Source organism: Variovorax sp. W2I14, assembly GCF_050435205.1.
In the GTDB taxonomy this organism is placed as follows: domain Bacteria; phylum Pseudomonadota; class Gammaproteobacteria; order Burkholderiales; family Burkholderiaceae_C; genus Variovorax; species Variovorax paradoxus_C.
The window spans coordinates 2,489,811-2,514,160 of record NZ_JBNDJX010000001.1 but is presented as its reverse complement, the minus strand read 5'-3'; the positions used below and the strand labels follow the sequence as shown (position 1 = coordinate 2,514,160).

25 protein-coding genes are annotated in these 24,350 nt (G+C 70.0%); 13 read left to right on the top strand and 12 right to left on the bottom strand.

The window, feature by feature from the left end:
* Positions 1-8 precede the first annotated feature (8 nt).
* From QF040_RS11705 to QF040_RS11685, 5 genes are all read right to left on the bottom strand, one after another.
* Positions 9-176, bottom strand: a complete 168-nt coding sequence (locus QF040_RS11705; protein WP_429611171.1) for a DUF2474 domain-containing protein — start codon at positions 174-176, stop codon at positions 9-11.
* On the bottom strand, positions 157-1,164 hold the full coding sequence (cydB, locus tag QF040_RS11700; RefSeq protein WP_429611170.1) for a cytochrome d ubiquinol oxidase subunit II: 1,008 nt from the start codon (positions 1,162-1,164) through the stop codon (positions 157-159). The genes QF040_RS11705 and cydB overlap by 20 nt, the downstream gene beginning before the upstream one ends.
* Positions 1,154-2,608, bottom strand: coding sequence for a cytochrome ubiquinol oxidase subunit I (locus QF040_RS11695; RefSeq protein ID WP_429611169.1), 1,455 nt, complete (start codon positions 2,606-2,608; stop codon positions 1,154-1,156). The genes cydB and QF040_RS11695 overlap by 11 nt, the downstream gene beginning before the upstream one ends.
* A gap of 178 nt (positions 2,609-2,786) precedes the next feature.
* Positions 2,787-2,966 carry a hypothetical protein gene (locus tag QF040_RS11690; protein WP_429611168.1) on the bottom strand — a complete coding sequence of 60 codons (180 nt, stop codon included), beginning with the start codon at positions 2,964-2,966 and terminating at the stop codon, positions 2,787-2,789.
* A gap of 123 nt (positions 2,967-3,089) precedes the next feature.
* On the bottom strand, positions 3,090-5,198 hold the full coding sequence (locus QF040_RS11685; RefSeq protein WP_429611167.1) for an ATP-binding protein: 2,109 nt from the start codon (positions 5,196-5,198) through the stop codon (positions 3,090-3,092).
* Positions 5,199-5,452: 254 nt separating this feature from the next.
* On the opposite strand from QF040_RS11685, the gene QF040_RS11680 reads away from it, so the two are divergent.
* Positions 5,453-6,229, top strand: coding sequence for a GDSL-type esterase/lipase family protein (locus tag QF040_RS11680; RefSeq protein ID WP_429611166.1), 777 nt, complete (start codon positions 5,453-5,455; stop codon positions 6,227-6,229).
* 73 nt (positions 6,230-6,302) lie between these two features.
* Here the strand turns inward: QF040_RS11680 and QF040_RS11675 are convergent, their stop codons facing one another.
* Both QF040_RS11675 and QF040_RS11670 read right to left on the bottom strand, forming a co-directional pair.
* Positions 6,303-6,524: a hypothetical protein gene (locus tag QF040_RS11675; RefSeq protein WP_429611165.1), complete on the bottom strand. Its 222-nt coding sequence runs from the start codon at positions 6,522-6,524 to the stop codon at positions 6,303-6,305.
* 78 nt (positions 6,525-6,602) lie between these two features.
* Positions 6,603-6,857 carry a hypothetical protein gene (locus tag QF040_RS11670; RefSeq protein WP_429611164.1) on the bottom strand — a complete coding sequence of 85 codons (255 nt, stop codon included), beginning with the start codon at positions 6,855-6,857 and terminating at the stop codon, positions 6,603-6,605.
* A 279-nt stretch (positions 6,858-7,136) separates the two neighbouring features.
* Between QF040_RS11670 and QF040_RS11665 the strand changes: the two genes are divergently transcribed.
* Complete coding sequence (locus QF040_RS11665) at positions 7,137-7,355, top strand: hypothetical protein (RefSeq protein ID WP_429611163.1); 219 nt, start codon at positions 7,137-7,139, stop codon at positions 7,353-7,355.
* A gap of 70 nt (positions 7,356-7,425) precedes the next feature.
* Here the strand turns inward: QF040_RS11665 and QF040_RS11660 are convergent, their stop codons facing one another.
* Positions 7,426-7,674 (bottom strand): DUF378 domain-containing protein, encoded by a 249-nt coding sequence (locus QF040_RS11660; protein WP_013541461.1) that lies wholly within the window; start codon positions 7,672-7,674, stop codon positions 7,426-7,428.
* A gap of 196 nt (positions 7,675-7,870) precedes the next feature.
* On the opposite strand from QF040_RS11660, the gene QF040_RS11655 reads away from it, so the two are divergent.
* Positions 7,871-8,167, top strand: a complete 297-nt coding sequence (locus QF040_RS11655) for a hypothetical protein (RefSeq protein ID WP_429611162.1) — start codon at positions 7,871-7,873, stop codon at positions 8,165-8,167.
* Between the two features lie 54 nt (positions 8,168-8,221).
* Here the strand turns inward: QF040_RS11655 and QF040_RS11650 are convergent, their stop codons facing one another.
* Positions 8,222-9,982, bottom strand: coding sequence for a hypothetical protein (locus tag QF040_RS11650; RefSeq protein WP_429611161.1), 1,761 nt, complete (start codon positions 9,980-9,982; stop codon positions 8,222-8,224).
* 1 nt (position 9,983) lies between these two features.
* Positions 9,984-10,514 (bottom strand): protein-tyrosine phosphatase family protein, encoded by a 531-nt coding sequence (locus QF040_RS11645; RefSeq protein WP_429611160.1) that lies wholly within the window; start codon positions 10,512-10,514, stop codon positions 9,984-9,986.
* Between the two features lie 231 nt (positions 10,515-10,745).
* On the opposite strand from QF040_RS11645, the gene QF040_RS11640 reads away from it, so the two are divergent.
* Complete coding sequence (locus tag QF040_RS11640) at positions 10,746-12,131, top strand: UDP-glucose dehydrogenase family protein (RefSeq protein ID WP_429611159.1); 1,386 nt, start codon at positions 10,746-10,748, stop codon at positions 12,129-12,131.
* A 58-nt stretch (positions 12,132-12,189) separates the two neighbouring features.
* A complete protein-coding gene (locus QF040_RS11635) occupies positions 12,190-13,242 on the top strand; it encodes a UDP-glucuronic acid decarboxylase family protein (RefSeq protein ID WP_429611158.1) in 1,053 nt (350 codons plus the stop codon).
* Here QF040_RS11635 and QF040_RS11630 read toward each other — a convergent pair.
* Together QF040_RS11630 and QF040_RS11625 are read right to left on the bottom strand one after the other, a co-directional pair.
* Positions 13,161-14,117, bottom strand: coding sequence for a beta-xylosidase (locus tag QF040_RS11630; RefSeq protein ID WP_429611157.1), 957 nt, complete (start codon positions 14,115-14,117; stop codon positions 13,161-13,163). The two genes, QF040_RS11635 and QF040_RS11630, sit on opposite strands and share 82 nt — an antisense overlap.
* Positions 14,114-15,277 carry an inositol-3-phosphate synthase gene (locus QF040_RS11625; protein WP_429611156.1) on the bottom strand — a complete coding sequence of 388 codons (1,164 nt, stop codon included), beginning with the start codon at positions 15,275-15,277 and terminating at the stop codon, positions 14,114-14,116. Before QF040_RS11625 ends, QF040_RS11630 begins: the two co-directional genes overlap by 4 nt.
* A 289-nt stretch (positions 15,278-15,566) precedes the next feature.
* Here QF040_RS11625 and QF040_RS11620 point away from each other — a divergent pair, with 289 nt between their 5' ends.
* From QF040_RS11620 to QF040_RS11585, 8 genes are read left to right on the top strand one after another with little or no spacing between them, the layout of a single operon-like run.
* A complete protein-coding gene (locus tag QF040_RS11620; protein ID WP_013541469.1) occupies positions 15,567-16,685 on the top strand; it encodes an NAD-dependent epimerase/dehydratase family protein in 1,119 nt (372 codons plus the stop codon).
* Positions 16,682-17,833, top strand: coding sequence for an NAD-dependent epimerase/dehydratase family protein (locus tag QF040_RS11615; RefSeq protein WP_429611155.1), 1,152 nt, complete (start codon positions 16,682-16,684; stop codon positions 17,831-17,833). The genes QF040_RS11620 and QF040_RS11615 overlap by 4 nt, the downstream gene beginning before the upstream one ends.
* Before the next feature lie 2 nt (positions 17,834-17,835).
* Positions 17,836-18,789, top strand: coding sequence for an MDR/zinc-dependent alcohol dehydrogenase-like family protein (locus QF040_RS11610; RefSeq protein WP_429611154.1), 954 nt, complete (start codon positions 17,836-17,838; stop codon positions 18,787-18,789).
* Complete coding sequence (locus QF040_RS11605) at positions 18,786-19,841, top strand: Gfo/Idh/MocA family protein (protein ID WP_429611153.1); 1,056 nt, start codon at positions 18,786-18,788, stop codon at positions 19,839-19,841. Before QF040_RS11610 ends, QF040_RS11605 begins: the two co-directional genes overlap by 4 nt.
* Complete coding sequence (locus QF040_RS11600) at positions 19,831-21,006, top strand: glycosyltransferase family 4 protein (protein WP_429611152.1); 1,176 nt, start codon at positions 19,831-19,833, stop codon at positions 21,004-21,006. Before QF040_RS11605 ends, QF040_RS11600 begins: the two co-directional genes overlap by 11 nt.
* Entirely contained in the window at positions 20,994-22,115 is a 1,122-nt protein-coding gene (locus tag QF040_RS11595; protein ID WP_429611151.1) for a CgeB family protein, read from the top strand. Before QF040_RS11600 ends, QF040_RS11595 begins: the two co-directional genes overlap by 13 nt.
* Positions 22,112-23,233 (top strand): CgeB family protein, encoded by a 1,122-nt coding sequence (locus tag QF040_RS11590; RefSeq protein ID WP_429611150.1) that lies wholly within the window; start codon positions 22,112-22,114, stop codon positions 23,231-23,233. The genes QF040_RS11595 and QF040_RS11590 overlap by 4 nt, the downstream gene beginning before the upstream one ends.
* Positions 23,230-24,348, top strand: coding sequence for a CgeB family protein (locus QF040_RS11585; RefSeq protein ID WP_429611149.1), 1,119 nt, complete (start codon positions 23,230-23,232; stop codon positions 24,346-24,348). The genes QF040_RS11590 and QF040_RS11585 overlap by 4 nt, the downstream gene beginning before the upstream one ends.
* Positions 24,349-24,350 lie beyond the last annotated feature (2 nt).

Below are 24,350 nucleotides of genomic sequence, written 5' to 3'. Positions count from 1 at the left end.
GGGCGCCGTTACCGCGAGAGGCCGACCGCGGCCATCAGGAAGCGGAAGACCAGCGCCACCACGAACATCACGGCAACGCTTGCGAGCCAGATGCCCGCGAGCCAGCCGAGGCGCCGCCGCCAGGTGCGCGGTGAGCGTGGCGGGCGCGCGGGAGCTTCAGTGGTATCCGTCGCCATGCCGCACCTTGCCGCGAAAGACCCAATAGCTCCAGGCCGTGTACATGAGGATGACCGGAATGATCAGCAGCGCGCCCACCAGCGCGAAGCCCAGGCTCTCCGGCGGCCCGGCCGCCTGCCAGATCGAGATGTCCGGCGGAATCACGTTCGGCCAGAGGCTGATGCCCAGGCCCGTGTAGCCGAGGAAGAGCAGCGCGAGCGTCAGCACGAAGGGCGCGGCATGGCCGTCGCCGCGCAGCGTGTGCACCAGACGCCAGGTGACCACGCCCACCAGCAGCGGCACCGGCAAGAAGTACAGCAGGTTCGGCAGCGTGAACCAGCGCCGCGAAATGGCCTCGTGCGCGAGCGGCGTCCAGACGCTCAGCACGCCGATGACCGCGAGCATTGCCCACACCAGCGGCCGCGCGAGCGCGCGCATGCGCTGCTGCAGTTCGCCTTCGGTCTTCATCACGAGCCAGGTGGCGCCGAGCAGTGCGTACGCGGCGACCAGCGCGAGGCCGGTGAAGATCGAGAAGGGCGAGACCCAGTCGAACGGACCGCCCGAGAAGTTGCCGTCGACCACCTTCAGCCCGTTGAGAAACGCACCCAGCGTCACGCCCTGGAAGAAGGTGGCGGTGAACGAGCCGCCGATGAACGCCGCGTCCCACCAGCGGCGCTTTCCGGCCCGCGCCTTGAAGCGGAACTCGAAGGCCACGCCGCGAAAAACCAGCCCGACCAGCATGAGGATGAGCGGCAGGTAGAACGCGCTCAAGATCACCGCATAGGCCAGCGGAAACGCCGCCAGCAAGCCCGCGCCGCCGAGCACCAGCCAGGTCTCGTTGCCGTCCCACACGGGCGCGACGGTGTTCATCATCACGTCGCGGTCTTCCTTGGCGGGCACGAACGGAAAGAGGATGCCGATGCCCAGGTCGAAGCCATCCATCACCACGTACATCATGATCCCGAACAGGATGATCACGGCCCAGATCAGGGGAAGGTCAATGCCCATGGCCAGCCTCCGGTGCGGCGAGATCGCCTTCCGCATCCACGCCTTCGCGCGCGGCCGACAGCGGCCGCATCGGGTGGCGCGGCTCGCCCGGCCCGCCATGCACGGGCGCCTCGGGCGGTTCGTGGTCGTCGTCGGGCGGACCCTTGGCGATCAGCCGCAAACCATACGCAGTGCCGGCACCGAACACCGCGAGGTAGACCAGCACGAACAGCGCGAGCGTGAAGCCGACCTGTGACGCCGAATGCTGCGGCGAGACCGCGTCCGCGGTGCGCATGAGGCCGTACACCACCCAGGGCTGCCGGCCGATCTCGGTCGTGTACCAGCCGGCGAGGATGGCCACCAGCCCGGCCGGCGACAGCAGCAGCGCGAAGCGCAGGAAGAGCCGGTTCGAAAACACGCGCTCGCGCCTTCGCAGCCACAGGCCCCAGAACGCGAGCGCGATCATCAGCACGCCCAGGCCGACCATGAGGCGGAAGGTCCAGAACACGATGGTGGAGTTCGGCCGGTCCTCGGGCGGAAAGTCCTTCAAGGCCGGGATCTGTCCGTCCCAGCTGTGCGCGAGCAGCAGGCTGCCGGCACGCGGAATCTCGATGGCGTAGCGCGTCGTCTCGGCCGCCATGTCGGGCCAGCCGAACAGGATGAGCGGCACGCCTTCGCCCTCGGGCGTGCGCTCCCAGTGGCCTTCGATGGCCGCGAGCTTGGCCGGCTGGTGCTCCATGGTGTTCAGGCCGTGCTGGTCGCCGATGAGCGCCTGTATCGGCGCGGCCGCCAGCAGCATCCACAGCGCCATCGAGAGCATCGTGCGAACCCGCGTGTTGTCGTGCCCGCGCAGCAGGTGCCAGGCCGCCGCGCCGCCGACCATCAGCGCGGTCGCGATGTACGAAGCAACCACGGTGTGCGCAAGGCGGTAGGGGAACGACGGGTTGAAGATCACCCGCAGCCAGTCGACCGGCACCACCCGGCCGTCGATGATCTCGTGGCCCTGCGGCGTCTGCATCCAGCTGTTCGAGGCGAGGATCCAGGTGGCCGAGATCAGCGTGCCGATCGCCACGGCCAGCGTCGAGACGAAATGCAGCCCCGGCCCGACGCGGTCGCGCCCGAAGAGCATCACGCCGAGGAAGCCGGCTTCGAGAAAGAACGCGGTGAGCACCTCGTAGGCGAGCAGCGGCCCGGTCACGCCGCCCGCGAAGCGCGAGAAGTTGCTCCAGTTGGTGCCGAACTGGTAGGCCATGACGAGGCCCGACACCACGCCCATGCCGAAGGCGACTGCGAACACCTTGATCCAGAACTGGTAGAGGTCGATGTAGACCTTGCGCCCGGTGCGCAGCCACAGGCCCTCCAGCACCGCGAGGTAGCTTGCGAGCCCGATGGTGAGCGCCGGAAAGACGATGTGGAACGAGATCGTGAAACCGAACTGGATGCGCGCCAGCGTGAGGGAGTCCATGGCTTGTGCGTTTTCGTTGGTTGCGGCGCATCGGTTCTGTGCCTGACGTCATTGGACGCCCGGCAGCGGCATTTGGGAATAGGACAGTTCGCCCTTGGACATTTCGTCCTGCCGCGCCTGCGTGGAACGATCTCGTCGCATCCGGCGCGGCGACAGATGCGCGAGCGACCTGGCCGCGCTAGTTCTTTTCAGGCTTCAGGAAGCCGGGCGCGTTCTCACCCTTGCCGGGTCGCGTTTCGGGATCGTCGGTGTTCCCGTCCGGATCGGGCGAGGGCGTCTCGAGGTCTTCGGTCCGGACCTGAGCTTCGTCCGGGCGAACCGGGGAGGGCGAGGTGGCCGGCTTGGCATCGGTGGGCATGGCTTCTCCTTGTGCGACGGGGACCGCGAATGGCGGAACGTCGGCGCACCTTGCACAAGGCCGCGCCTGCCCGCTGTAGTCATTGGGCGCACGCCATGGTGCGAAGCCGGCTTGTCGCCGGTCTCAAGCCGCCGGCGCAGCCCCGCCATCCCCGGCCTGCGTCGTCACCTTGTTCTGGATGACGGCCAGCAGCTCTTCCGGATCGAAGGGCTTGATGAAATGCGCGTCGAAGCCCGCGGACTTCGCGCGTTCCTTGTCGGCCTCCTGCCCCCAGCCCGTGGCGGCGAGCAGAAACGCCTGCTGCCCCCACGGCGTGCGGCGCACCGCCTGCGCCACTTCGTAGCCGGTGAGCTTGGGCATGCCGATGTCCAGGATCAGCACCGACGGCTGCACGGCCTGCGCCACGGCCAGCGCCTGCGCGCCGTCGGTGGCGACGTGCACGCGATGGCCCTCCATGCGCAGCAGCTCGGCCAGCAGCGTGACCGCGCTCACGTTGTCGTCGGCCACGACGATGCTGAGCGAAGAAGTCGCCGCGCCGGCGGGCAGGGCATTGCCGGCCGCGGGAACGTCCGCGGCGTTCCCCCTGGGCAGCCGCACCACGAAACGGCTGCCTTTTCCGAGGCCTTCGCTCTCGGCCACGATGGTTCCACCGTGCGCCGTGACGATCGCCCGCGCCAGCGCGAGGCCGATGCCCAGGCCGCCCTCGGGCCGGTGCAGCACGGTGTCTTCCTGCGAGAACATCTCGAAGATGCGTTCGAGCGAGCCGGGCTTCAGGCCCATGCCGTTGTCGCTCACCACGAACTCGCAGGCCTCGCTGCCGGCGGCGGACGCGGTGATGCCGATGAGGCCGCCCACCGGCGTGTACTTCGCGGCATTCGTCAGCAGGTTGGCGATGACCTGCGCCAGCCGCACCGGGTCGGCCTCCAGCGCGAGGTGCTCCTCGACCTGCACCGTCGTCTTGTGCTTGCGGCTGCGCAGCAGCGGGCCGGCGTTCTGCAGCGCGAGCTCGACCGCCGCGCGCGCCTGCACGCGCTCCTTCTTCATGTTGAGACGGCCGCTCTTGATGCGGCTGGTGTCCAGCAGGTCGTCCAGCAGCCGCGACATCTGGTGCACCTGCGAGCGGATCAGCTCGGCGGTGCGGTGGGTGGACGCATCGGGCGCGCGCTTGAGCAATTGCGCCGCCAGGCCGATGGGCGCGAGCGGATTGCGCAGCTCGTGCGCCAGCACCGCGAGAAATTCGTCCTTGCGGTGGTCGGCCTCCTGCAGTTCGAGCGCCTGCACGCGAAGCTCGTGCTCCATGCGCTTGCGCTCCGACGATTCCTGCAGCACGCCCAGGATGCCCACCACGCGCCCCGCGTCGTCGGTCTGCGGCGTGCCCCACACCGCCAGCCAGCGCTGCGGCACCGTGCCGGCCAGGCGGTATTCCTCGCGATAGGTTTCGCCGCTCTGCAGGCTCGCCTCGACGGCGCGCACCGTGCGTTCGCGGTCGTCCTCGTGGATCAGCAGGGCCAGCTCGCGCCAGGTGATCGGCGCCGCCGGAATGCCGAAGAGCGCAGCCGCGCGCGGCGAGAGCGTCACCAGGTCGGTGGCCGAGCTCCAGCTCCAGTCGCCCATCTGCGCGGCGGCCAGCGCGATGCCCAGGCGCTCGTTGGTGAGCTGCAGCGCGTGCTGCGTGCGGGTGCGCAGCAGGCTCTCCCAGCAGCGGCTGCCCACCATCTGCACCAGTTCGATGTCGCTCTCGTGCCATTGCCGGGGCGTTCGCTGGTGCACCGCCATGGCCGCGACGAAGCGCCCGTCCTTGTGCAGCGGAATGCAGATGACGGCCTGGATCGCGGTGAGCCGGTAGGCGTCCAGGTCCATGCCGGCGGCGCGCGGATCGGTGTCGATGTCGTGCACCACGTAGGGCTCGTTGGCGCGCATGAGGCGAAGGCAATCGGCGCCGAACTGCGAGAAGCTGTAGCGGCCCACGATGGAATCCACGCCCTGGCTGTAGTCGCCGGTCAGGGTGAAGTGGTCCTCGTCGGTATCGACCTCGGCGTAGGCGCAGCGGTTCACGCCCATGTGCGTTCCGAGGAGGCGGGCGGTGAGCTGCATCACCTCGGCCGGGTCGCTCAGCGGCTGCGTCGCCTTCGCGAGGCGGTCCAGAAATTCGATCTGAAGGCCCGGACCCGGGCGTGCCGCGGCGGCGCCCCTTTCGGCAGACTGACGGGGCGGGACTGCATCAAGGGTCACGGCATGGCCTCGAAAGCTCGGAAAAAAAGAGAAAACTCAAGCGGGGCGGGGCATTCCCACTGTTGAGTCGGGACTGTCGCCGCCGTGGACATTGCGACCCTGTCAGCGAACTTCGCCCGCCGGGGGCGGCGGAGTTCCCGCGCCCGCGTGCGCCGTCTGCCCATGCCGCCACCTGTGCGCGTGGGCCGGTGACTGACACCGCATCCCATGACTTGCCGACCCTGCCAGCGGTCATCGGTGCAAGGGTGGCAGCGATGTCGAACCCACTCGACCTGCAGATACCGCCGCTCGCGCAGCGCCCCCGTTCCGCCACGGCCCTGGCCGTCGGCGCGGCGGCGCTGGCGTTGTGCGCGGCCGCCGCCTCCAGCACGCTCGTTCAATGGGCGCGCGTGCGGAACGCCTTGCGCACGGCCCCGGCGAAGCGGGCCGAGGCGCACGATGCGCCGGAGCCCGCATCGACGCCTTCGATGCGCCTCCTGCTCGTGGGCGACAGCGCCGCGCTCGGCGTAGGCGCCGGTGGCCCGCGGCATTCGCTTGCCGGACTCATCGCAGCCGATTTCCCCGATGCAGAGGTGCGCAACCTCGCCCGCAGCGGCGCGATGCTCGCCGACGTGCAGGCCCAAGTGCAAGCCGCCGGCGCCGGCTTCGATGTGGCCGTGATCGTCGCAGGCGGCAACGACATCCTGCGCCGCCGCCGCATGGCGCAGATCGCGCGCGACGCCGATGCCGTCATGGCCGACCTCGCACCGCGTGCGCGGACGGTCGTGTGGCTCGGCGTCGCGAACATGGGCCTGGCGCCGCTTTTCGTGCCGCCCTGGTCATGGTGGGTCAGCGCGCGGGTGCGCCGTGCGCGCCGGCTGTTCTTCGCGGCGGCGCAGCGCCACGACGGGTGCTATCTGGACTTTTTCCGCGAGGCGCGCGACGACGTGTTCTCGCGCGACCCGCTGCGCTATTTCGCCGCCGACGGCATTCATCCGAGCAGCAGCACCTACCGCCACTGCTACGAGGTGCTGCGCGGCAAGCTCGGTTGAAGCGAAGGATTCACGGCGTCTTCCGGCCCTGTCGGCATGCGCCACACGCTCGCCGAATGCGGTCTCGCATGAGCTAGGAGGGGCAGCTTTTGCGCGGGTGCCTTTGTTCCAGGAAGCGCTGCAGCTTTTCGGACGCGACGCGCTTGAGGCGCTGCACTTCCTCCATCTCGGCCTCGCGCTGCATCGAGGGCATCGCAAGGTGCAGGCCGAGGCTCAAGCGGAAGTCGGCCTCGGCGGCCTTGCAATGCGCTTCCTTCCAGGCGAGGAATGCGGTGTCGTCTTTGCGCTCACTCATGGTGTCTGCGTGGGTAGCGTGCCATGGCCGGCTTGCGGCAAGCGGCGTTCCTGCGCCACCGCTCGGCCATGCGAAGACTCAGGGCTCGCGCTGCGCTTTTTCCGTCCGGCTCCGATCGCCATACGGCGAACTCCCCTGGTTGTCCGTCTCGCCCACGCCGGCATCGCCGGGGCGGGTGCCCTCGGGTTTGTTGCGTTGGGTCAGCGCCGGGCCGTCGTTCGGGCCGACGGGCTCGTTGCGTTCGGCAGGTGTTTTCTGGAACTGCTTCATGGCCTTCTGCGCGGGCAGTTGGCCTGTGTTGGACGGGTCGTCGGAAGTGGGCTTGTTGCTCATGGATGCTCCAGGTGAGGTGTGCGATGTGTCTCCACGCTAGCCAGCCCTGCGCGAGCGCTGTGTAGGAGGGCGCGCTTTCGAGTTCGCATCCTCCGGACGATCGCTCCATGGGGCGCACCCGCGCGCCGAGCCCTGCGCGAGCGAGCCTTTTCCGTCGGCCGCCGTCGAAGATTTCCTACAAGGCGCGCACCAGCGAAAACTACGGTTTCTCTTGCGCGCGGCAATGGTGCGGCGCGTTTTCCTTCTTCTACTTCCATACCGAAACCGAAAGGAGCTTCCATGGCCAACAAGAGTTCGCAGGACAACAGCAACAGCCAGCAGCAGCAGCAGGGTGGCGGCACCCGCGGCGGCTCGCACGAGCAGCACGTCAAGGCGGGGCAGCAAAGCCACAAGAACAGTTCGGGCCAGCAGACCCAGCAGGAGCAGTCGGGCGGCACACGCGGCGGCACTTCGCAGCAGCATGCCGACGCCGGACGCCAGAGCCACAAGAACTCATGAGCCCGCGCGCGAGCGCAGGCAACTTGATGAAAAAAGCGGACCGGCGGTCCGCTTTTTTTTTGCGCCGCGATCAGTGCACCCGCGGTGCGAGCCGCATCGGCATGCTCAGGCCGTACAGGCCGGCGAGCCCGACCAGCACGTAGACGATGCGGCTGGCCATGGACATCTCTCCGAAGAGGGCGGCCACGAGGTCGAAGCCGAAGGCGCCGACAAGGCCCCAGTTGATGGCGCCGACGATCATCAGGATCAAGGCGATCCAATCGGCAATGCCGAGGGCGCGGGCCTCGGTCGTCGCGTTGCTGCGCAAGGTGGTGCTCATGAAATTTCTCCTGGGTGGGGTGGTGGTCGAAAAGGCCTGGTGGAACGCCGCCAGACCGACGCATGCTCTAGGCAGAAGGCGCCCGCCGCGTAGGAAGAGCGCTGATGCGCTCGTCGGTCCCGCATGCGATGCGCCGCGCCGTCCGTAGGCACGCGCGTTGCTCTGCCGTTTGCACACCAATGCAGAGGAGACCGCCATGAACACCGCCGCCTGTCTGTCGCAGCTTGCGAAAGGGCCGCTGCCCCACGTCGAAGACAACCCCGAGCGGGTCGCGATGCTGCAGGCGATGCAGCGCATGGGACACATCCGCGCGCACACCGAGCAGCGCGAGGGGCGAACGGTCGTGGTCGTCGAGGCGCTGACGCCCCTGGGCCGCAAGATCGAGAGCTGCCTGGACGGCGGCGTGCCCCGCCGGCTCACGACGGCGTTCTGGGCTTTCAGGGTTCAGGAGACCGTGCCGCGCGAGCCGACGAAGCTCGCCGGGCTTGCATGAAAGAGCGCCATCGCAGGTAAAACTTGCGGCAGCGATGCCCGCACGGGTTGCCGATCAGCGCGGCGGCTGCGCGAGGCGGGCCTGCAGCGCGCCGGTGAGCTGGCGCAACCGACGCTCCAGGCGCTCGCGGTCTGCGGCATCCGCGGTGTCGCGCGACGCAAGGCTTGCATGGCCGAGCTGGAAGGCCGGATAGGCGACCGAATAAACATCGATCAGCGCGGCGTCCACCGGGCGGCCGCGCGCGGCCATGGCCTGCAGCAACTCCCCGATTTCATCGTCGCCGAGTGCGTATTCGGTTCGCGCACCAGCCACGTCCCAGGCCACGTCCTGGCAGCCGATGAGGTCGTGGCCGGCGTGGTGGTCGATGGCGTCGGTCTTCAGCAGGCGAACGCCGTCGTCGAGCCACTCCCAAGGCTGCAGGCGGCTGTCGGTGCGCACCGGGCGCACGCGCGCCTGCAGCCGTGCGGCCGCGGCGAGATGGCGCTCCCAGGGCGCATCCGATCCGGTGCCGAGCGCTTCGACGGTGTTGTGCCGGCCCATGTCGCACAGCGCGCGCAATGAAGCGCCGCTCTGCGGCATGGCCAAGGTGCGTGCGCGGAATGCGAGGTAGTCGGCGGTGCGCGCGAGCAGCCGCGTGCGCAGGGCCGGCTCATGCAGCCGCTCTTGCGAGAGCGGCGTCATGCCGCCGTGCCAGCGCTCGATGAGAAAGCCGTGGCAGGCGCCCGCGACCTCGGGGCAGAAACCCGCGCGGGCCAACGCCTCGGCGCATGCGATCCGTTCTTCCGCGCGATGGCCGAGGCCCGCGAACTTCACGAGCCAGGTGCCGCTCTCGGCCTCTGCGAGGAACTTTCGGCGCTCCTGCCAGGGATGGACCGGCGGCCACGATGCCTCGGCCATGCGGTGCGCCTGGCGCCAGCCGCCGCCATCGATTGCGCGAAGCGGTGCGCGCAACGATCCCACGCACGCCTCCACCCAGGTCTGCAACCGGTGCGCGGGCTCGGCGGCATGCAGGATCACCGCATCGAAATCGGCCGCATGCGAAGTCGCCTGCGCCCACAGCGCACGCACCTGCGGGCTCGCCTCTGCACCGGGCCCGCGCGCATGCGCCGTGAACAGGTGGATGCGCTGCGGCGCCACGCCTTCCTCTTCGCGCAGCAGCCGGATCACCGCCGCCATCGAGGAGCCTGAGAGGCCCGGCCCTTCGTCGACGATGGCGTGGTGCAGCGAAGGTTCGGTGCGCGGCGCGGCGCGCCATGCCACCCGCCGCCCGAAGGGATGGCCCACCGGCCGCAGCGTGACCGGCCGCGGATCGCCGAGCGCCGCGGCCGCGATGGCCGCGAGGCTGGTGCCGATGCTGCGCAGGCCGATGACCCGCCACGGCCCGGCGCCCAGTTGGCACGCGGCCGCGAGATAGCACTCGGGATAAAGCGCATAGAACGCATAGCCTTCGGGCTGCCGCACCTCGATGTCCATGGCCGGCAGGTGCGCCGCCCAGCCTTCGATCGACGGCATGCGCGAAGGGAGCGCACCGCGCAAACCGCTGTGCCAGGAGTGCGCGCACAGGCGCGCGAGCATCAGCGCGATGGCCATGGCCGCGTCCACGTCCTGCGAGGGCGCATCGTGTCCGCCGTTCGCATGGAAGTGCGCATCGGCGATGCCCTGGGCGAGCTCGCCGGCCTCGATCAGCGCGGCGACCAGCCGTGCATGGCGCTCGATGCCAAGCGGCGAACCCTGCGCTTGCGCCAGCATCGTCCGCAGCCGGTCGAGCTTGCAAGCGACGGTTTCGCGCTGCGTGGCATCGCCGAAGACCAGCATCTCAGCCGGTCCGCAGGTGCCGGTAGGCGATGGCCTGGAAGGCGTCGAATTCGGGCACGCGCCATGCGGCGCGCAGCCGCATGCGGTGTTGCTCGAGCCAGCCGCACCAGCAGGCGAACTGCTCGGGCGAGGGCGACACCAGCGCGCGGCGCGTCTTCATCTGCTCCAGCGCATCGAGCGGCGCCGCGCCCCGGCTCACCATCACGCAGAGCGCGAGCGTGGCCGAACGGCCGATGCCGTGCTCGCAGTGGATGAGCACCCGCTCGCCGCGGTCGATCCATTCGCAGGCGAAGGCCACGCCGTCGTCCAGGTGCGCCGGCGCCACGCCGCACATGTCGGGCGTGGGCAGGTGCAGCAGCGCGATGCCGTGGCGGCGCATGAGCACCTCGTCGTCCTGCGCTTCACCGCGCAGGTCGACCACCGCGCGGATGCCGTGCTCGGTGGCCAGGCGCTCGGCATGCGCCGCGGGAAAGCTGCCGCCCACCGCGAGCTGCGGCGTGATCCAGCTGAAGTTGGGTGTCCAGGTGTCCATCGATGGTGTGTGTCCCTCGCAGGCAATCCGGATGCCCGCGTGCGCGATGCGCCGCTGTGTTGCGCCGATGCTGCGCTCATCAATGCGAACCCGAACGCGCGAAGGCACCGTCCTGCTTGCCGCGCGATTTTTTTCTGCTAGGTTTTTTCCATCGCGGCACAACTGCAACGCAGATGCGGTTTTGCCGGCGCAACGAATGCATCGCAACCTCTTGTCCAGGCATTGTTCTTCATGAAAATCTCGGTACTCGGCACCGGCTATGTCGGCCTCGTCACAGGCAGCTGCCTCGCGGAAATCGGCAACGAAGTGGTCTGCTTCGACGTGGACGAACGCAAGGTCGGCATTCTTCGCTCGGGCGGCGTCCCGATCCACGAGGACGGGCTGCCGCAGCTCATCGAGCGCAACGTGCGCACCGGCCGCCTGCACTTCACCACCGACGTGGCGCGCGCGGTGCACCACGGGGACCTGATCTTCATCGCCGCGGGCACGCCGCCCGGCGAAGACGGCAGCGCCGACCTGCAGTACGTGCTCGCGGCCGGCCGCAGCATCGGGCGGCACATGCAGGGCTTCAAGGTGGTGGTCGAGAAGTCCACCGTGCCGGTCGGCACCGCCGGCAAGCTGCGCGCGGCCATCGAGGAAGAGCTGTCGAAGCGCCGCAGCGACGGCGACCATGCCGCGGGCAGCGGCCTGCTCGCGCTGCCGGTGGCCATCGTGTCGAACCCGGAGTTCCTGAAGGAGGGTGCGGCGGTGGACGATTTCATGCGGCCCGACCGCATCGTCGTCGGCACCGAACCGGGCGAAGCGGGCCAGCAGGCGCGCGAGGTGATGACGCGGCTGTACGCGCCGTTCAATCGCCAGCGCGACCGCATGATCCACATGGACGTGAAGGCCGCGGAGTTCACCAAGTACGCCGCCAACGCCATGCTGGCCACGCGCATCAGCTTCATGAACGAGCTCGCCAACCTCGCGGAGAAGGTCGGCGTCGACATCGAGCAGGTGCGCCGCGGCGTCGGCTCGGACCCGCGCATCGGCTACAGCTTTCTCTATGCGGGCCTGGGCTATGGCGGCAGCTGCTTTCCGAAGGACGTGCAGGCGCTGGTGCACACCGCGGCCGTGCACGGCCAGCGCCTGAAGGTGCTGGAGGCGGTGCGCGCGGTCAACGATGCGCAGAAGCACGTGCTGGTCGACAAGATCGTGCAGCGTTTCGGCCAGGACCTGCGCGGCCGGCGCTTCGGCGTGTGGGGCCTGGCCTTCAAGCCCGACACCGACGACATGCGCGAGGCACCCAGCCGCGTGGTGGTGAAGGCGCTGCTGCAGCGCGGCGCCGAGGTGGTGGCGCACGACCCGGTGGCGATGGCGCAGGCCCGCGAGGCGCTCGCCGGCGACCTGGACGGCATGCCCGAGCTGCTTGCGCGGCTGCGCTATGTCGATGCGCCGATGGAGGCCGTGGCGGATGCCGATGCGCTGGTGATCCTCACCGACTGGAAGGTCTTCAAGAGCCCGAGCTTCAGCGCGCTCAAGGCGGCGCTGCGCCAGCCGGTGATCTTCGACGGCCGCAACCTCTACGAGCCCGAGATCCGCACCCAGGGTTTCGACTACCTGGCCATCGGTCGCTGACGCGACGCACACACCCGGCCTCACTCGCAACACACACCAACAAGAAGGAGCAAACACCATGCGTCTCTACAACAACCAACGCCGCGTGCTGGTCACCGGCGGCGCCGGCTTCCTCGGCAGTCACTTGTGCGAGCGCCTGCTCGCGCGCGGCCACGAGGTGCTGTGCGCCGACAACTTCTTCACCGGCACGCGCCGCAACATCGAGCACCTGCTCGGCGATCCGCGTTTCGAGCTCATGCGCCACGATGTGACGCTGCCGCTGTACGTGGAGGTCGACCAGATCTACAACCTCGCATGTCCCGCCTCGCCGGTGCACTACCAGCACGATCCGGTGCAGACCACCAAGACCAGCGTGCACGGCGCGATCAACATGCTGGGCCTTGCCAAGCGGGTGCATGCGCGCATCCTGCAGGCCTCGACCAGCGAGGTGTACGGCGACCCCGACGTGCATCCGCAGCCCGAGAGCTACTGGGGCAAGGTCAACCCCATCGGCGTGCGCAGCTGCTACGACGAAGGCAAGCGCTGCGCCGAGACGCTCTTCTTCGACTACCACCGCCAGCATGGCGTGGACATCCGCGTGGCGCGCATCTTCAACACCTACGGCCCGCGCATGCATCCGCGCGACGGGCGCGTGGTGTCGAACTTCATCGTGCAGGCGCTGCGCGGCGACCCGATCACCGTGTACGGCGACGGCCTGCAGACGCGCAGCTTCTGCTTCGTGGACGACCTCGTCGAAGGGCTGCTGCGGTTCATGGAGGCGGAGCCGGGCGCACCCGGGCCGGTGAACATCGGCAACCCCGGCGAATTCACCGTGCGCGAACTGGCCGAGGAGGTGATCCGCCTGACCGGCTCGACCTCGCGCATCGCCTTTGCGCCGCTGCCTTCGGACGACCCGATGCAGCGCCGCCCCGACGTGCGCCTGGCGCGCTCGATGTTCGGCTGGGAGCCGCACATCCAGCTGCAGGAGGGCCTGCGCAAGACCATCGACTACTTCGATGGCCTGCTCTCGGCCGGCGAGCTGCCGCCCGCTCAGCGCAGCGCGAGGCGCTCGGGTGTCGTGCCGGCCACCTCGACCGGCGGCGCCACCGTGCATGCGCGGCTGGACGCATAGCGCCGCACCATCCGCGCGCAGAACTCCGCGAACTCTTCGGGCTGCTGCGGCGGGCTCGTGTGGTGCGGCGCGATGCCGCGGTGCTCGGGCGTGAAGCAGAAGGTGAGCGTCACGTCGAAGCCTTCGAGCGCGCGCATCTGGCGGTCGAACCAGCGGTCGGCATCGGGGCGGAAGCTGTCGGCCCAACTCAAGCCGGTGCGCAGGCGCCGCACGCCGAGCTGGTTGAGCCAGCGCACCGCGTCGTCGAGGCGGTGGTCCTCGAAGTGGAACCACTGGCAGATGCCGAACTCGGGCGTGAAGGCCGCGAACTGGTCGCAGGCCAGCTTGGGCGTGCCGTCCTCGCGCAGCAGGCCCATGTGGAAGTGGCGGTAGTAGCTCGAGCCCTCGGCCTCGCGGTGCCGCGTGGTCGCGGGCCAGGCCGCGGGCAGGTCGTAGAGCGAATACCAGAAGATGCGCGGCACGCGGCCCATCAGCAACTGCGCGGTGCGGCGAAGGCCGAACTCCTGCACCTCCTCGGCGCCGAAGGTCGACACGCCCACCTCGGTCACCCATACCGGCAGGTGCGTGACCGCCTCGATCTCGGCAATGCGCCGCGGCCATTCGTCGATCGGCCAGTGATTCCAGTCGAGCGGAAAGCCGTGCACCGCCACCGCATCGAGCCCGTCGAGCACGCCGCGGTCGCGCAGGCTCGCCATGAACACCGCATCGATCGGCGAGATGCCGCCAAGCACCTGCGTGAGCGCGCCGTTCTCCGCACGCACCGCGGCGGAGGCGAGCGTCACCATGCGCGCGTAGGCCGACCAGTCGGGGTCGAGCTCCAGGTCCCAGTGCGACTTGTTGTTGGGCTCGTTCCAGAACTTGACGGCTTCGATCATGCGACCTTGCTCCTGCGGCGGGCATGGGCGGACGGCGCGTCGGCACTTGCAGCAGCAGCCGGACGGCCCGCGGCCGCACCCTGGCCGGCCGCATCGCCGCGGATGAAGGCCTCGACCAGCTCGCGCGCCTCGTCGTCGGTGAACTGTTGCGGCGGCGACTTCATGAAGTAGCTCGACGGCGCGAGCACCGCGCCGCCGATGCCGCGGTCGAGCGCGAGCTTCGCGCAGCGCACCGCATCGATCACCACGCCCGCGGAGTTGGGCGAGTCCCACACCTCCAGCTTCACCTCGCACTGCAGCGGCACGTTGCCGAAGGTGGTGCCCTCCATGCGGATGTAGCACCACTTGCGGTCGTCCAGCCACGGCACATGGTCGCTCGGGCCCACGTGCACGTCGCTTGCGCGCATCGGGTGGCCCAGTTGGCTGGTCACCGCCTGGGTCTTGGAGATCTTCTTGGAGAGCAGCCGCTCGCGCTCCAGCATGTTGAGGAAGTCGGTGTTGCCGCCGAAGTTCAACTGATAGGTGCGGTCCAGCCGCACGCCGCGCTTGCGGAAGAGGTCGGTGAGGATGCGGTGCACGATGGTCGCGCCCACCTGCGACTTGATGTCGTCGCCGATCACCGGCAGGCCGCGCGCCGCAAAGCGCTGCTCCCACGCAGGGCGCGAAGCAATGAACACCGGCACGCAGTTGACGAAGGCGCAGCCCGCCTCGATGACCTGCCCGGCATACCACTCGGTGGCTTTCTGCGAGCCGACAGGCAGGTAGGAAACCACCACGTCGGTGCCGGTGTCGCGCAGGATCTTCGCCACATTGCCCGCCTTGCCGCGTGCGACCGGCACCACGTTCTTCAGGTACGCGCCGATGCCGTCGTGCAGCGCGCCGCGCTGCACCGTGACGCCCAGCGGCGGCACGTCGGCAAAGCGCATCGTGTTGTTGGGGGCGGTGTAGATGGCCTCGCCGAGGTCGCGGCCCACCTTCTGTGCATGCACGTCGAAGGCGGCGCTGAACTCGATGTCGCCGGGGTGATAGCCGGCGAGGTCGGGGTGCATCAGGCCCGGAATGAAGTCGGTGCCCTTGGCATCGCCGTAGAAGTGAACGCCCTGCACGAGGGACGAGGCGCAGTTGCCCACACCGATGATCGCGACGCGTATCTTGCTCATGTTGAAGACCCTTGGTGATGCCGCGGCGCGGAGCGCGCGGCGTGGTGCCGTGGAGAAAAAAAGGAAGCTTTGTTCCTTGGCAATCTACGCGCCTGCGCGCACAAATCCGGCACTGATGCAAAGACCCAACTCAGCCGTGGCGTAACAGGGAAAAGGACCTACACACAGGTAAGTACCTTCGCACATGCGCGCTCGATGGCGGCTGCGAATTTGAAGCTTCGCCGCCGTCACAACGACCCGTTTTTTTTCCGATGGCCACGACGGCGAACTCAAAGCACGAAGGGGTTCCATGTCTCAGCACATTCTCATCACCGGCGGGGCCGGTTTCATCGGCTCGCACCTTGCGGACGAGCTGCTCTCCCATGGCTACCGCGTCCGCGTTCTGGACAACCTCGCGCCGCAGGTGCACGGCGAAGACGCGAAGCGGCCCGACTACCTGGAGCCCGACGTCGAGCTGGTGACCGGCGACGTGTGCGATCCCGCGGCGGTGCGCAACGCGCTGCGCGGCATCGACGCGGTCTACCACCTCGCTTCGGCCGTGGGCGTCGGGCAGAGCATGTACGAGGTCGCGCACTACACGCGGGTGAACAACCTCGGGACCGCGGTACTGATGGAAGCGCTGATCGAGCGGCCGGTCAAGCGCCTGGTGGTCGCGTCGAGCATGAGCCTCTACGGCGAAGGCCTCTACCGCACCGCCGGCGGCGAACTGCGCACGGTGCAGGAGCGCAGCCTGGAGCAACTGCGCCGCGGCGACTGGGAATGGCGCGACGAAGACGGCATCGCGCTGCAGCCCGCGCCCACGCCCGAGGACAAGGCGCCCGCGCTCGCCTCGGTGTATGCGCTGTCCAAGTTCGACCAGGAGCGCATGGGCCTCATGACCGGCCGCGCCTACGGCATTCCGACGGTGGCGCTGCGCTTCTTCAACGCCTATGGGCCGCGCCAGGCGCTCTCGAATCCCTACACCGGCGTGCTCGCGATCTTCGCGGCGCGCCTCCTGAACGACAGCCCGCCGAAGATCTTCGAAGACGGCCACCAGCAGCGCGACTTCGTGAGCGTGTACGACATCGCGCGCGCCTGCCGCCTCGCGCTGGAAATGCCGGCCGCCGCGGGCGAGGTCTTCAACGTCGGCAGCGGCGAGGCGCGCAGCGTGCGCGACATCGCGCAGCGCGTGGCGCAGGCCGTCGGCAAGGAGCACCTCGCGCCCGAGATCACCGGCAAGTACCGCGTCGGCGACATCCGCCATTGCTATGCCGACATCGCCAAGGCGCGCAAGGTGCTCGGCTACACGCCGCGCGTGACGCTGGAAGACGGCCTGGCCGAACTCGCCGCCTGGCTCGAAGGCCAGGCCGCCGTGGACCGCGTGGCGCAGGCCAGCGCCGAACTCACCGCACGCGGGCTCGCCATATGAACGGCCGCGATGCAATCGATTCGGCGGCGGCTTCGCGGCGTCGCGCGCTGAACGGCGGCGGGCGCGCCACGCTCATCACCGGCGGCGCGGGCTTCGTGGGCGCGAACCTGGCGCACCGGCTCTTGTCCGAAGGGCAGCGCGTGCTGGTGTTCGACAACCTCTCGCGGCCCGGCGTTGAACGCAACCTGGCGTGGCTGCAGCAGACGCATCCGCACGGCCTCGACGTGATGGTGGCCGACGTGCGCGATGCCGATGCGGTCGAGCGCGCCGTGGCTCGCGCGGACCACGTCTTCCACTTCGCCGCGCAGGTGGCGGTGACCACCAGCCTGGACGATCCGCGCGAGGACTTCGCCGTCAACGCGCTGGGCACGCTCAATGTGCTGGAGGCCGCGCGCGCGCAGCCGGCGCCGCCCTCGCTGGTCATGACCTCGACCAACAAGGTGTATGGCGGCCTGGACGACGTGGCGCTGGAACTGGACGGCCAGCGCTACGGCCCGGCCGATGCGGACATCGCCGCGCACGGCATCGCCGAGACGCGCCCGCTGGATTTCCACAGCCCCTACGGCTGCTCCAAGGGCACCGCCGATCAGTACGTGCGCGACTACGCGCGCAGCTACGGCCTGCGCACCGTGGTGTTCCGCATGAGCTGCATCTACGGCTGGCGCCAGTTCGGCACCGAGGACCAGGGCTGGGTCGCGCACTTTTTGCTGCGCGCGCTGGCGGGCGAACCGATCACGCTGTTCGGCGACGGCCGGCAGGTGCGCGACATCCTCTTCGTCGACGATCTCGTCGATGCCTTCCTGCGCGCACGCCGCGGCATCGATGCGCTCGCGGGGCGCGTGTTCAACATCGGCGGCGGGCCGGGCAATGTGGTGAGCCTGCTGGAACTCATCGACATGATCGGCGCGCTCGAAGGGCAGCGGCCCGAGACCGCGCACGAGGGCTGGCGCACCGGCGACCAGCGCTACTACGTCTCGGACACGCGCGCCTTCCAGGCGGCCACCGGCTGGCGGCCGGCGGTCGATGCGCGCCAGGGCGTGGAGCGGCTGCATGGCTGGCTGCGCGAGATGCGTGCGCAGCCGTTGCCGCAGGCGGCGTTGCGCCAACCCACGTCGCGACGGCCGACGCTGGCTGTCACGGGGAGGTGAGCATGTACGCAAGCGTCATCACCTCGCCGCGCCAGGTTGCGCTGCAACGCGTGCCGGTGCCCGAGCCCGGACCCGGCCAGTTGCTGCTCAAGCTGGAGGGCTCGGGCGTCTGCGCATCGAGCCTTCCGCTCTGGGAAGGCCGCGAATGGTTCGACTATCCGCAACCGGCCGGTGCGCCGGGCCACGAAGGCTGGGGCCGCGTGGCCGCGGTGGGCGAGGGCGTGCAGGGCGTCGCGGTGGGCGACCGCGTGGCCGCGCTCACCTACCGCGCGCATGCGGAGTACGACATCGCCGATGCGGGCGCCGTCGTGCCGCTGCCCGCCGCGCTGGCCGATGCCGCGATGCCCGGCGAGCCGCTGGGCTGCGCGGTCAACATCTTCCGGCGCAGCGACATCCGCGCGGGCCAGACGGTGGCGATCGTCGGCATCGGGTTTCTGGGCGCGATCCTCACGCGGCTCGCCGCGCGCGCCGATGCGCGGGTCATCGCGATCTCGCGGCGGCCGTTCTCGCTGGAGGTGGCGCGCAGCATGGGCGCGGCGCACACCATCGCGATGGAAGACCACCACCGCATCGTCGAGGAAGTGCGGCGCCTCACCGGCGGCGCGATGTGCGAGCGCACCATCGAGGCCGTGGGCCTGCAGTGGCCGCTCGACCTCGCGGGCGAGATCACCGGCGAGCGCGGCCGCCTCGTGGTCGCGGGCTACCACCAGGACGGCAAGCGCGAGGTCAACATGCAGATGTGGAACTGGCGCGGCATCGACGTCATCAATGCGCACGAGCGCGATCCGCGCGCCTATGTGCAGGGCATCCGCGAGGCGGTAGATCTCATGGCCTCGGGCGTGCTCGACCCAGCGCCGCTGTTCACGCACCGCCTGCCGCTGGACCGCCTCGGCGAAGCGCTCGAACTCACGCGCACGCGGCCCGATGGTTTTCTGAAAGCGGTGGTGACCGCATGAGCGCCGATCCGATCGCGGTGATGGAAGCCGCGCAACCTACTGCGAGCTCGCCCCGCACGCGCATGCCGCACCGGCCGCGTCTGGGCTTCCTCGGCGTCGGCTGGATCGGCCGCAACCGCATGGAGGCGATCGCGATGGATGGCGCCGCCGAAATCGTCGCCATCGCCGATGCCGATGCGCAGATGCGCGACGCGGCGCGCGAACTCGAACCGGGCGCCGCATCGCTCGCCTCCATCGACGCGCTGCTCGACCTGCCGCTGGATGGCCTGGTCATCGCCACGCCCAGCGCGCTGCATGCGCAGCAGGCCGAGGCGGCGCTCGCGCGCGGCATCGCGGTGTTCTGCCAGAAGCCACTCGCGCGCACCGCCGCCGAGACGCGCGGCGTGATCGATGCCGCGCGGCGCGCCGACCGGCTGCTGGGCGTGGACCTGTCGTACCGGCGCACGCAGGCGATGCAGCGGGTGCGCGAATGCGTGGAGGCCGGCACGATTGGCGAGGTGTACGCGGTCGACCTGGTCTTTCACAACGCCTACGGGCCCGACAAGCCCTGGTTCCGCGACCCGAAGCTCTCGGGCGGCGGCTGCGTCATCGACCTGGGCATCCACATGGTGGACCTCGCGCTGTGGACGCTGGGCTTTCCGCGCGTGCAGTCGGTCTCCAGTTCCCTGCATGCCGGCGGCCGCAAGCTCGTGCTGCCCAGCGCGGAGGTCGAGGACCATGCGGTCGCGCAGATCGAGCTGGCCAACGGCTGCGTGGTGCGGCTGGCCTGCTCGTGGAACCTGCCAGCGGGGCGCGATGCGGTCATCGAGGCGCACTTTCATGGCACCCGTGGCGGCGCCGCGATGCGCAACATCGATGGGTCGTTCTACGACTTCATCGCCGAACGCTTCGAGGGCACGCGCGCGCTGCCGCTCGCCGTGCCGCCCGATGCCTGGGGCGGCCGCGCGGCGGTGCACTGGGCGCGCGTGCTGGCGGCGGGCGGGCGCTTCGATCCCGAAGTCGCGCGGCTCGCGCAAGTCGCCGAGGTGCTGGATGCGATCTATGCACGCTGAATCCAACGGGCATGTGTTGATGACGGTCGATACCGTCGGCGGCGTCTGGCATCAAGGTCTGGAGCTTGCGGCGGGCCTGGTGCGGCGCGGCATGCGCGTGTCGCTCGCGACCATGGGCGCGCGGCTCTCGCCGGCTCAGCGCACGCAAGCGGCCGCGCTGCGCGGGGTGGAACTGCATGAAAGCAGTTGGCGCCTCGAATGGATGGACGATGCCCGCGACGACGTGTGCCATGCGGGCGACTGGCTGCTGGGCCTGGAGGCGCGGCTGCGGCCCGACGTGGTTCACCTGAACCAGTTCGCGTTCGGCGCCTGGCCCTTTGCTGCGCCCACGCTGGTGGTCGCGCATTCGTGCGTGCTCTCCTGGTGGCGCGCGGTGCACGGCGAGCGCGCGCCCGCGGCATGGGACGCCTACCGCGACATCGTGCGCCGCGGCCTCGCCGGCGCCACGCTGGTGGGTGCGCCCACGCAGGCGATGCTCGATGCACTGGCCTTCGAGCACGGCCATGTGCGCGGCGGGGTGGTGCTGCCGAACGGACGCAGCCCCGCGGACTTCCGGCCGGGCGAGAAGCAGCCCGTGATCCTTGCGGCCGGGCGCCTCTGGGACCCGGCCAAGAACCTTGCCGCGCTGGAAGCGGTGGCGCCGCGCCTGCCGTGGCCGGTGCGCGTGGCGGGCGCGCGCGTGGAGCCGGGGCGCACGGCGCCATCCAACGCGGCGGCGGTACGGGCCTCGGCCGTGCAATGGCTCGGCGAGCTCGCGCCGACGGAGCTGGCCGCGCAGTTCGCCGAGGCATCGATCTATGCACTGCCGGCGCGCTACGAGCCCTTCGGCCTCTCGGCCCTCGAAGCGGCGCTCTCCGGCTGCGCGCTGGTGCTCGGCGACGTGCCGAGCCTGCGCGAGGTGTGGGGCGATGCCGCCGTGTACGTGCCGCCGGGCAATGCGGGCGCCTTGCGCGCGGCGCTGATGCAGCTCATCGACGGCCCGCAGCAGCGCGAGCAGATGGCGCAGCGCGCCCGCATCCGCGCCCGTTGCTTCACGCCCTCGCGCATGGTGCAGGCCTACCTCGGCGCCTATGCGCGGCTGTGTGCGCCGAAGCAAGCGGTGGCCGATGCGGCAATGCCGGCGCCGGTGCAACGACAACCGGAGGCGATCCCATGCGATTCGTGATCTTCTGCCATTCGCTCGTGTCCGACTGGAACCACGGCAACGCCCATTTCCTGCGCGGCATCTGCAGCGAGCTGATGGCGCGCGGCCACGAGGTGGCTGTGTACGAGCCGCGCGGCGCATGGAGCCGCGTGAATCTCGAAGCCGAGCATGCCCACGCGCTGGAGGGCTTCGCGCGCGCCTATCCGGAGCTGCACAGCACCGTGTTCGACCCCGACACGCTGGACCTCGACGAAGCGCTGGCCGGTGCCGACATGGTGCTCGTGCATGAATGGAATCCGCATGCGCTGGTGCGCCGCATCGGCCTGCACCGCCGCGACGGCGGCCGCTACCGGCTGCTGTTCCACGACACCCACCACCGCTCGGTGAGCGATGCCGAGGGCATGGCCGCCTACGACCTCTCGCACTACGACGGCGTGCTCGCCTTCGGCGAAGTGATCCGCGAGCTCTACCGCCGCCGCGGCTGGGGCCGCCGCGCGTGGACCTGGCACGAGGCGGCCGATGTGCGGCGCTTTCATCCGTTGGACGACGTGGCGCCCGAGAGCGACCTGGTGTGGATCGGCAACTGGGGCGACGACGAGCGCGCCGCCGAACTGGAGGAGTTTCTGTTCGCGCCGGTGCGCGCGCTCGGCCTCAGCGCCTGCGTGCATGGCGTGCGCTATCCGGTGGAGGCGCTTGAGCGGCTGAAGAGCGCCGGCATCGACTACGGCGGCTGGCTCCCCAACTACCGCGTGCCGCAGGTCTTCGCGCGCCACCGCGTCACGGTGCACGTGCCGCGCCGGCCCTATGTGCAGGCGCTGCCGGGCATACCGACGATCCGTGTGTTCGAAGCGTTGGCCTGCGGCATTCCGCTGGTGAGCGCGCCCTGGCGCGACAGCGAAGGCCTGTTCGTGCCGGGCCGGGACTTCCTGGTGGCGAACGACGGCGCCGCGATGCAGCGCCACCTGCGCGATCTCTTGAACGACCCGGCGCTCGCACGCGCGCTCATCGCGCAGGGCCTGGACACCGTGCGCGCCCGCCACACCTGCGCCCACCGCGTCGACGAACTGCTCGCCATCCATGCGCAGCTGGACGGCGAACGCACCCACAACCTCCGGAGCATTCCCGCATGACCCAGCCAGCAAGCCCGCCCATGAACATCGCCTTCTTCGCCTCCAGCCTGGTCTCGGCCTACTGGAACGGCGCGGCCACCTACTACCGGGGCATCGTGCGCGCGCTGCATGCGCGCGGCCACCGCGTGCGCTTCTACGAACCCGATGCCTTCGGCCGACAGCAGCACCGCGACATCGACGATCCGCCCTGGGCCGAGGTCATCGTCTATCCGGGCGAGGGCGACGCGAACGCGCGCCGCATGGTCGAGCATGCGCGCGGCGCCGACCTCGTGGTGAAGGCCAGCGGCGTGGGCGTGTTCGACGAACTGCTCGAGGAAGCCGTGCTCGACCTGCGCGGCCCGAACACCCGCGTCGTGTTCTGGGACGTGGATGCACCCGCCACGCTCGACCGCCTCGCGGCCGACTTCGCCGACCCGTTCCATGCGCTGGTGCCGCGCTACGACATGGTGCTCACCTACGGCGGCGGCGATCCGGTGGTCGAGGCCTACCGCCGCTTTGGCGCGCGCGACTGCGTGCCCATCTACAACGCGCTCGATCCCGACACCCACCATCCGGTCGAGGCCGATCCGCGCTTCGCGGCCGACCTCGGCTTTCTCGGCAACCGGCTGCCCGACCGCGAAGCCCGCGTCGATGCCTTCTTCCTGCGCGCGGCCGGGCTCCTGCCCGAGCGGCGCTTCCTGCTCGGCGGCAGCGGCTGGGACGACAAGGCCTTGCCCGCGAACGTGCGCAACGTCGGCCATGTCTACACCGCCGACCACAACGCCTTCAACCGCTCGCCGATGGCGGTGCTCAACGTCAGCCGCGACAGCATGGCGCGCTACGGCTTCTCGCCGGCCACGCGCGTCTTCGAGGCCGCGGGTTCGGCCGCCTGCCTCATCACCGATGCGTGGGAAGGCATCGAGCTTTTCCTGGAGCCGGGGCGCGAAGTGCTGGTGGCGCGCAACGGCGAGGAGGTCGCGGCGCACGTCGAGCGGCTCGATCCGGTGCGCGCCCGCCGCATCGGCGAGGCGGCGTACCGGCGCGTGCTGGCGGAGCACACCTATGCGCACCGCGCCGCACAACTCGAAGCGCTGCTCGAAGGCCGCGACGCCGCGCGGGCGGTGGAGGTGGCGGCATGAGCGCGGCATCGACCGAACCGTTGAAGATCGTCGTCCTCGGGCTCTCGATCACGTCCTCCTGGGGCAACGGCCACGCCACCACCTATCGCGGCCTCGTGCGCGAACTGGCGCGGCGCGGCCACGACGTGCTGTTCCTGGAGCGCGACGTGCCCTGGTATGCGAGCCACCGCGACCTGCCCGAGCGGCCAGATTCGAGCCATGGACGCACCGTGCTCTATGCGGACCTGCCGGCGCTGCAACGCGCGCATGCACGGGACGTCGGCGAGGCCGACCTCGTGATCGTCGGCTCCTTCGTGCCCGACGGCATCGCCGTCGGCGACTGGGTGCAGTCGCAGGCCTCGGGCTGCACCGCGTTCTACGACATCGACACGCCCGTAACGCTCGCGGCACTCGGCCGTGACGGCACGAGCTACATCGAGGCGCGGCAGATCGCCGGCTACGACCTCTACCTGTCGTTCACCGGCGGTCCGACGCTGGAGCGGCTGCAGCGCGAGTTCGGTTCGCCGGCCGCGCGGCAGCTTTACTGCTCGGTCGATCCTGCCCTGTATTTCCCCGAGCCGGTGGCGCAGGACTGCGACCTCGGCTACATGGGGACCTACAGCGACGACCGGCAGCCCACACTGGAGGCGCTGCTGCTCGAGCCCGCGCGCCAGTGGCAGGGGGGCCGGTTCGAGGTGGCCGGCGCGCAGTATCCAGACGGCATCGTGTGGCCCGCCAACGTGCGCTACACCGCGCACCTGCCGCCCGCGCAGCACCGCGCGTTCTACAACCGCCAGCGCTTCACGTTGAACGTGACGCGCGCCGACATGATCCGCGCGGGCTGGTCGCCGAGCGTGCGGCTCTTCGAGGCGGCGGCCTGCGGTACGCCGATCGTGAGCGACCGCTGGGACGGCATCGAGTCGTTGCTGGTGCCGGGCCGCGAGATCTTCCTGGCCGATTCGCCGCGCGAGGTGACGCGGCTGCTGCGTGAGCTGCCCGAGGAAGAGCGGCGCGCGGTGGGCGAGCGCGCGCGGCAACGCATCCTGGCCGAGCACACGGCCGCGCACCGCGCCGCCGAGCTGGAAGCGCATGCGCGCATGGCGCTCCTGCGGATGCCGGTGCGCGAGGCGGCATGAAA

Excerpts from the sequence above, each read along its gene's own strand:
- QF040_RS11705 (WP_429611171.1), bottom strand. The coding sequence starts at position 176 with ATGGCGACGGATACCACTGAAGCTCCCGCGCGCCCGCCACGCTCACCG.
- cydB (WP_429611170.1), bottom strand. The coding sequence starts at position 1,164 with ATGGGCATTGACCTTCCCCTGATCTGGGCCGTGATCATCCTGTTCGGG.
- QF040_RS11695 (WP_429611169.1), bottom strand. The coding sequence starts at position 2,608 with ATGGACTCCCTCACGCTGGCGCGCATCCAGTTCGGTTTCACGATCTCG.
- QF040_RS11690 (WP_429611168.1), bottom strand. The coding sequence starts at position 2,966 with ATGCCCACCGATGCCAAGCCGGCCACCTCGCCCTCCCCGGTTCGCCCG.
- QF040_RS11680 (WP_429611166.1), top strand. The coding sequence starts at position 5,453 with ATGTCGAACCCACTCGACCTGCAGATACCGCCGCTCGCGCAGCGCCCC.
- QF040_RS11675 (WP_429611165.1), bottom strand. The coding sequence starts at position 6,524 with ATGAGTGAGCGCAAAGACGACACCGCATTCCTCGCCTGGAAGGAAGCG.
- QF040_RS11670 (WP_429611164.1), bottom strand. The coding sequence starts at position 6,857 with ATGAGCAACAAGCCCACTTCCGACGACCCGTCCAACACAGGCCAACTG.
- QF040_RS11665 (WP_429611163.1), top strand. The coding sequence starts at position 7,137 with ATGGCCAACAAGAGTTCGCAGGACAACAGCAACAGCCAGCAGCAGCAG.
- QF040_RS11660 (WP_013541461.1), bottom strand. The coding sequence starts at position 7,674 with ATGAGCACCACCTTGCGCAGCAACGCGACGACCGAGGCCCGCGCCCTC.
- QF040_RS11655 (WP_429611162.1), top strand. The coding sequence starts at position 7,871 with ATGAACACCGCCGCCTGTCTGTCGCAGCTTGCGAAAGGGCCGCTGCCC.
- QF040_RS11650 (WP_429611161.1), bottom strand. The coding sequence starts at position 9,982 with ATGCTGGTCTTCGGCGATGCCACGCAGCGCGAAACCGTCGCTTGCAAG.
- QF040_RS11645 (WP_429611160.1), bottom strand. The coding sequence starts at position 10,514 with ATGGACACCTGGACACCCAACTTCAGCTGGATCACGCCGCAGCTCGCG.
- QF040_RS11640 (WP_429611159.1), top strand. The coding sequence starts at position 10,746 with ATGAAAATCTCGGTACTCGGCACCGGCTATGTCGGCCTCGTCACAGGC.
- QF040_RS11635 (WP_429611158.1), top strand. The coding sequence starts at position 12,190 with ATGCGTCTCTACAACAACCAACGCCGCGTGCTGGTCACCGGCGGCGCC.
- QF040_RS11630 (WP_429611157.1), bottom strand. The coding sequence starts at position 14,117 with ATGATCGAAGCCGTCAAGTTCTGGAACGAGCCCAACAACAAGTCGCAC.
- QF040_RS11625 (WP_429611156.1), bottom strand. The coding sequence starts at position 15,277 with ATGAGCAAGATACGCGTCGCGATCATCGGTGTGGGCAACTGCGCCTCG.
- QF040_RS11620 (WP_013541469.1), top strand. The coding sequence starts at position 15,567 with ATGTCTCAGCACATTCTCATCACCGGCGGGGCCGGTTTCATCGGCTCG.
- QF040_RS11615 (WP_429611155.1), top strand. The coding sequence starts at position 16,682 with ATGAACGGCCGCGATGCAATCGATTCGGCGGCGGCTTCGCGGCGTCGC.
- QF040_RS11610 (WP_429611154.1), top strand. The coding sequence starts at position 17,836 with ATGTACGCAAGCGTCATCACCTCGCCGCGCCAGGTTGCGCTGCAACGC.
- QF040_RS11605 (WP_429611153.1), top strand. The coding sequence starts at position 18,786 with ATGAGCGCCGATCCGATCGCGGTGATGGAAGCCGCGCAACCTACTGCG.
- QF040_RS11600 (WP_429611152.1), top strand. The coding sequence starts at position 19,831 with ATGCACGCTGAATCCAACGGGCATGTGTTGATGACGGTCGATACCGTC.
- QF040_RS11595 (WP_429611151.1), top strand. The coding sequence starts at position 20,994 with ATGCGATTCGTGATCTTCTGCCATTCGCTCGTGTCCGACTGGAACCAC.
- QF040_RS11590 (WP_429611150.1), top strand. The coding sequence starts at position 22,112 with ATGACCCAGCCAGCAAGCCCGCCCATGAACATCGCCTTCTTCGCCTCC.
- QF040_RS11585 (WP_429611149.1), top strand. The coding sequence starts at position 23,230 with ATGAGCGCGGCATCGACCGAACCGTTGAAGATCGTCGTCCTCGGGCTC.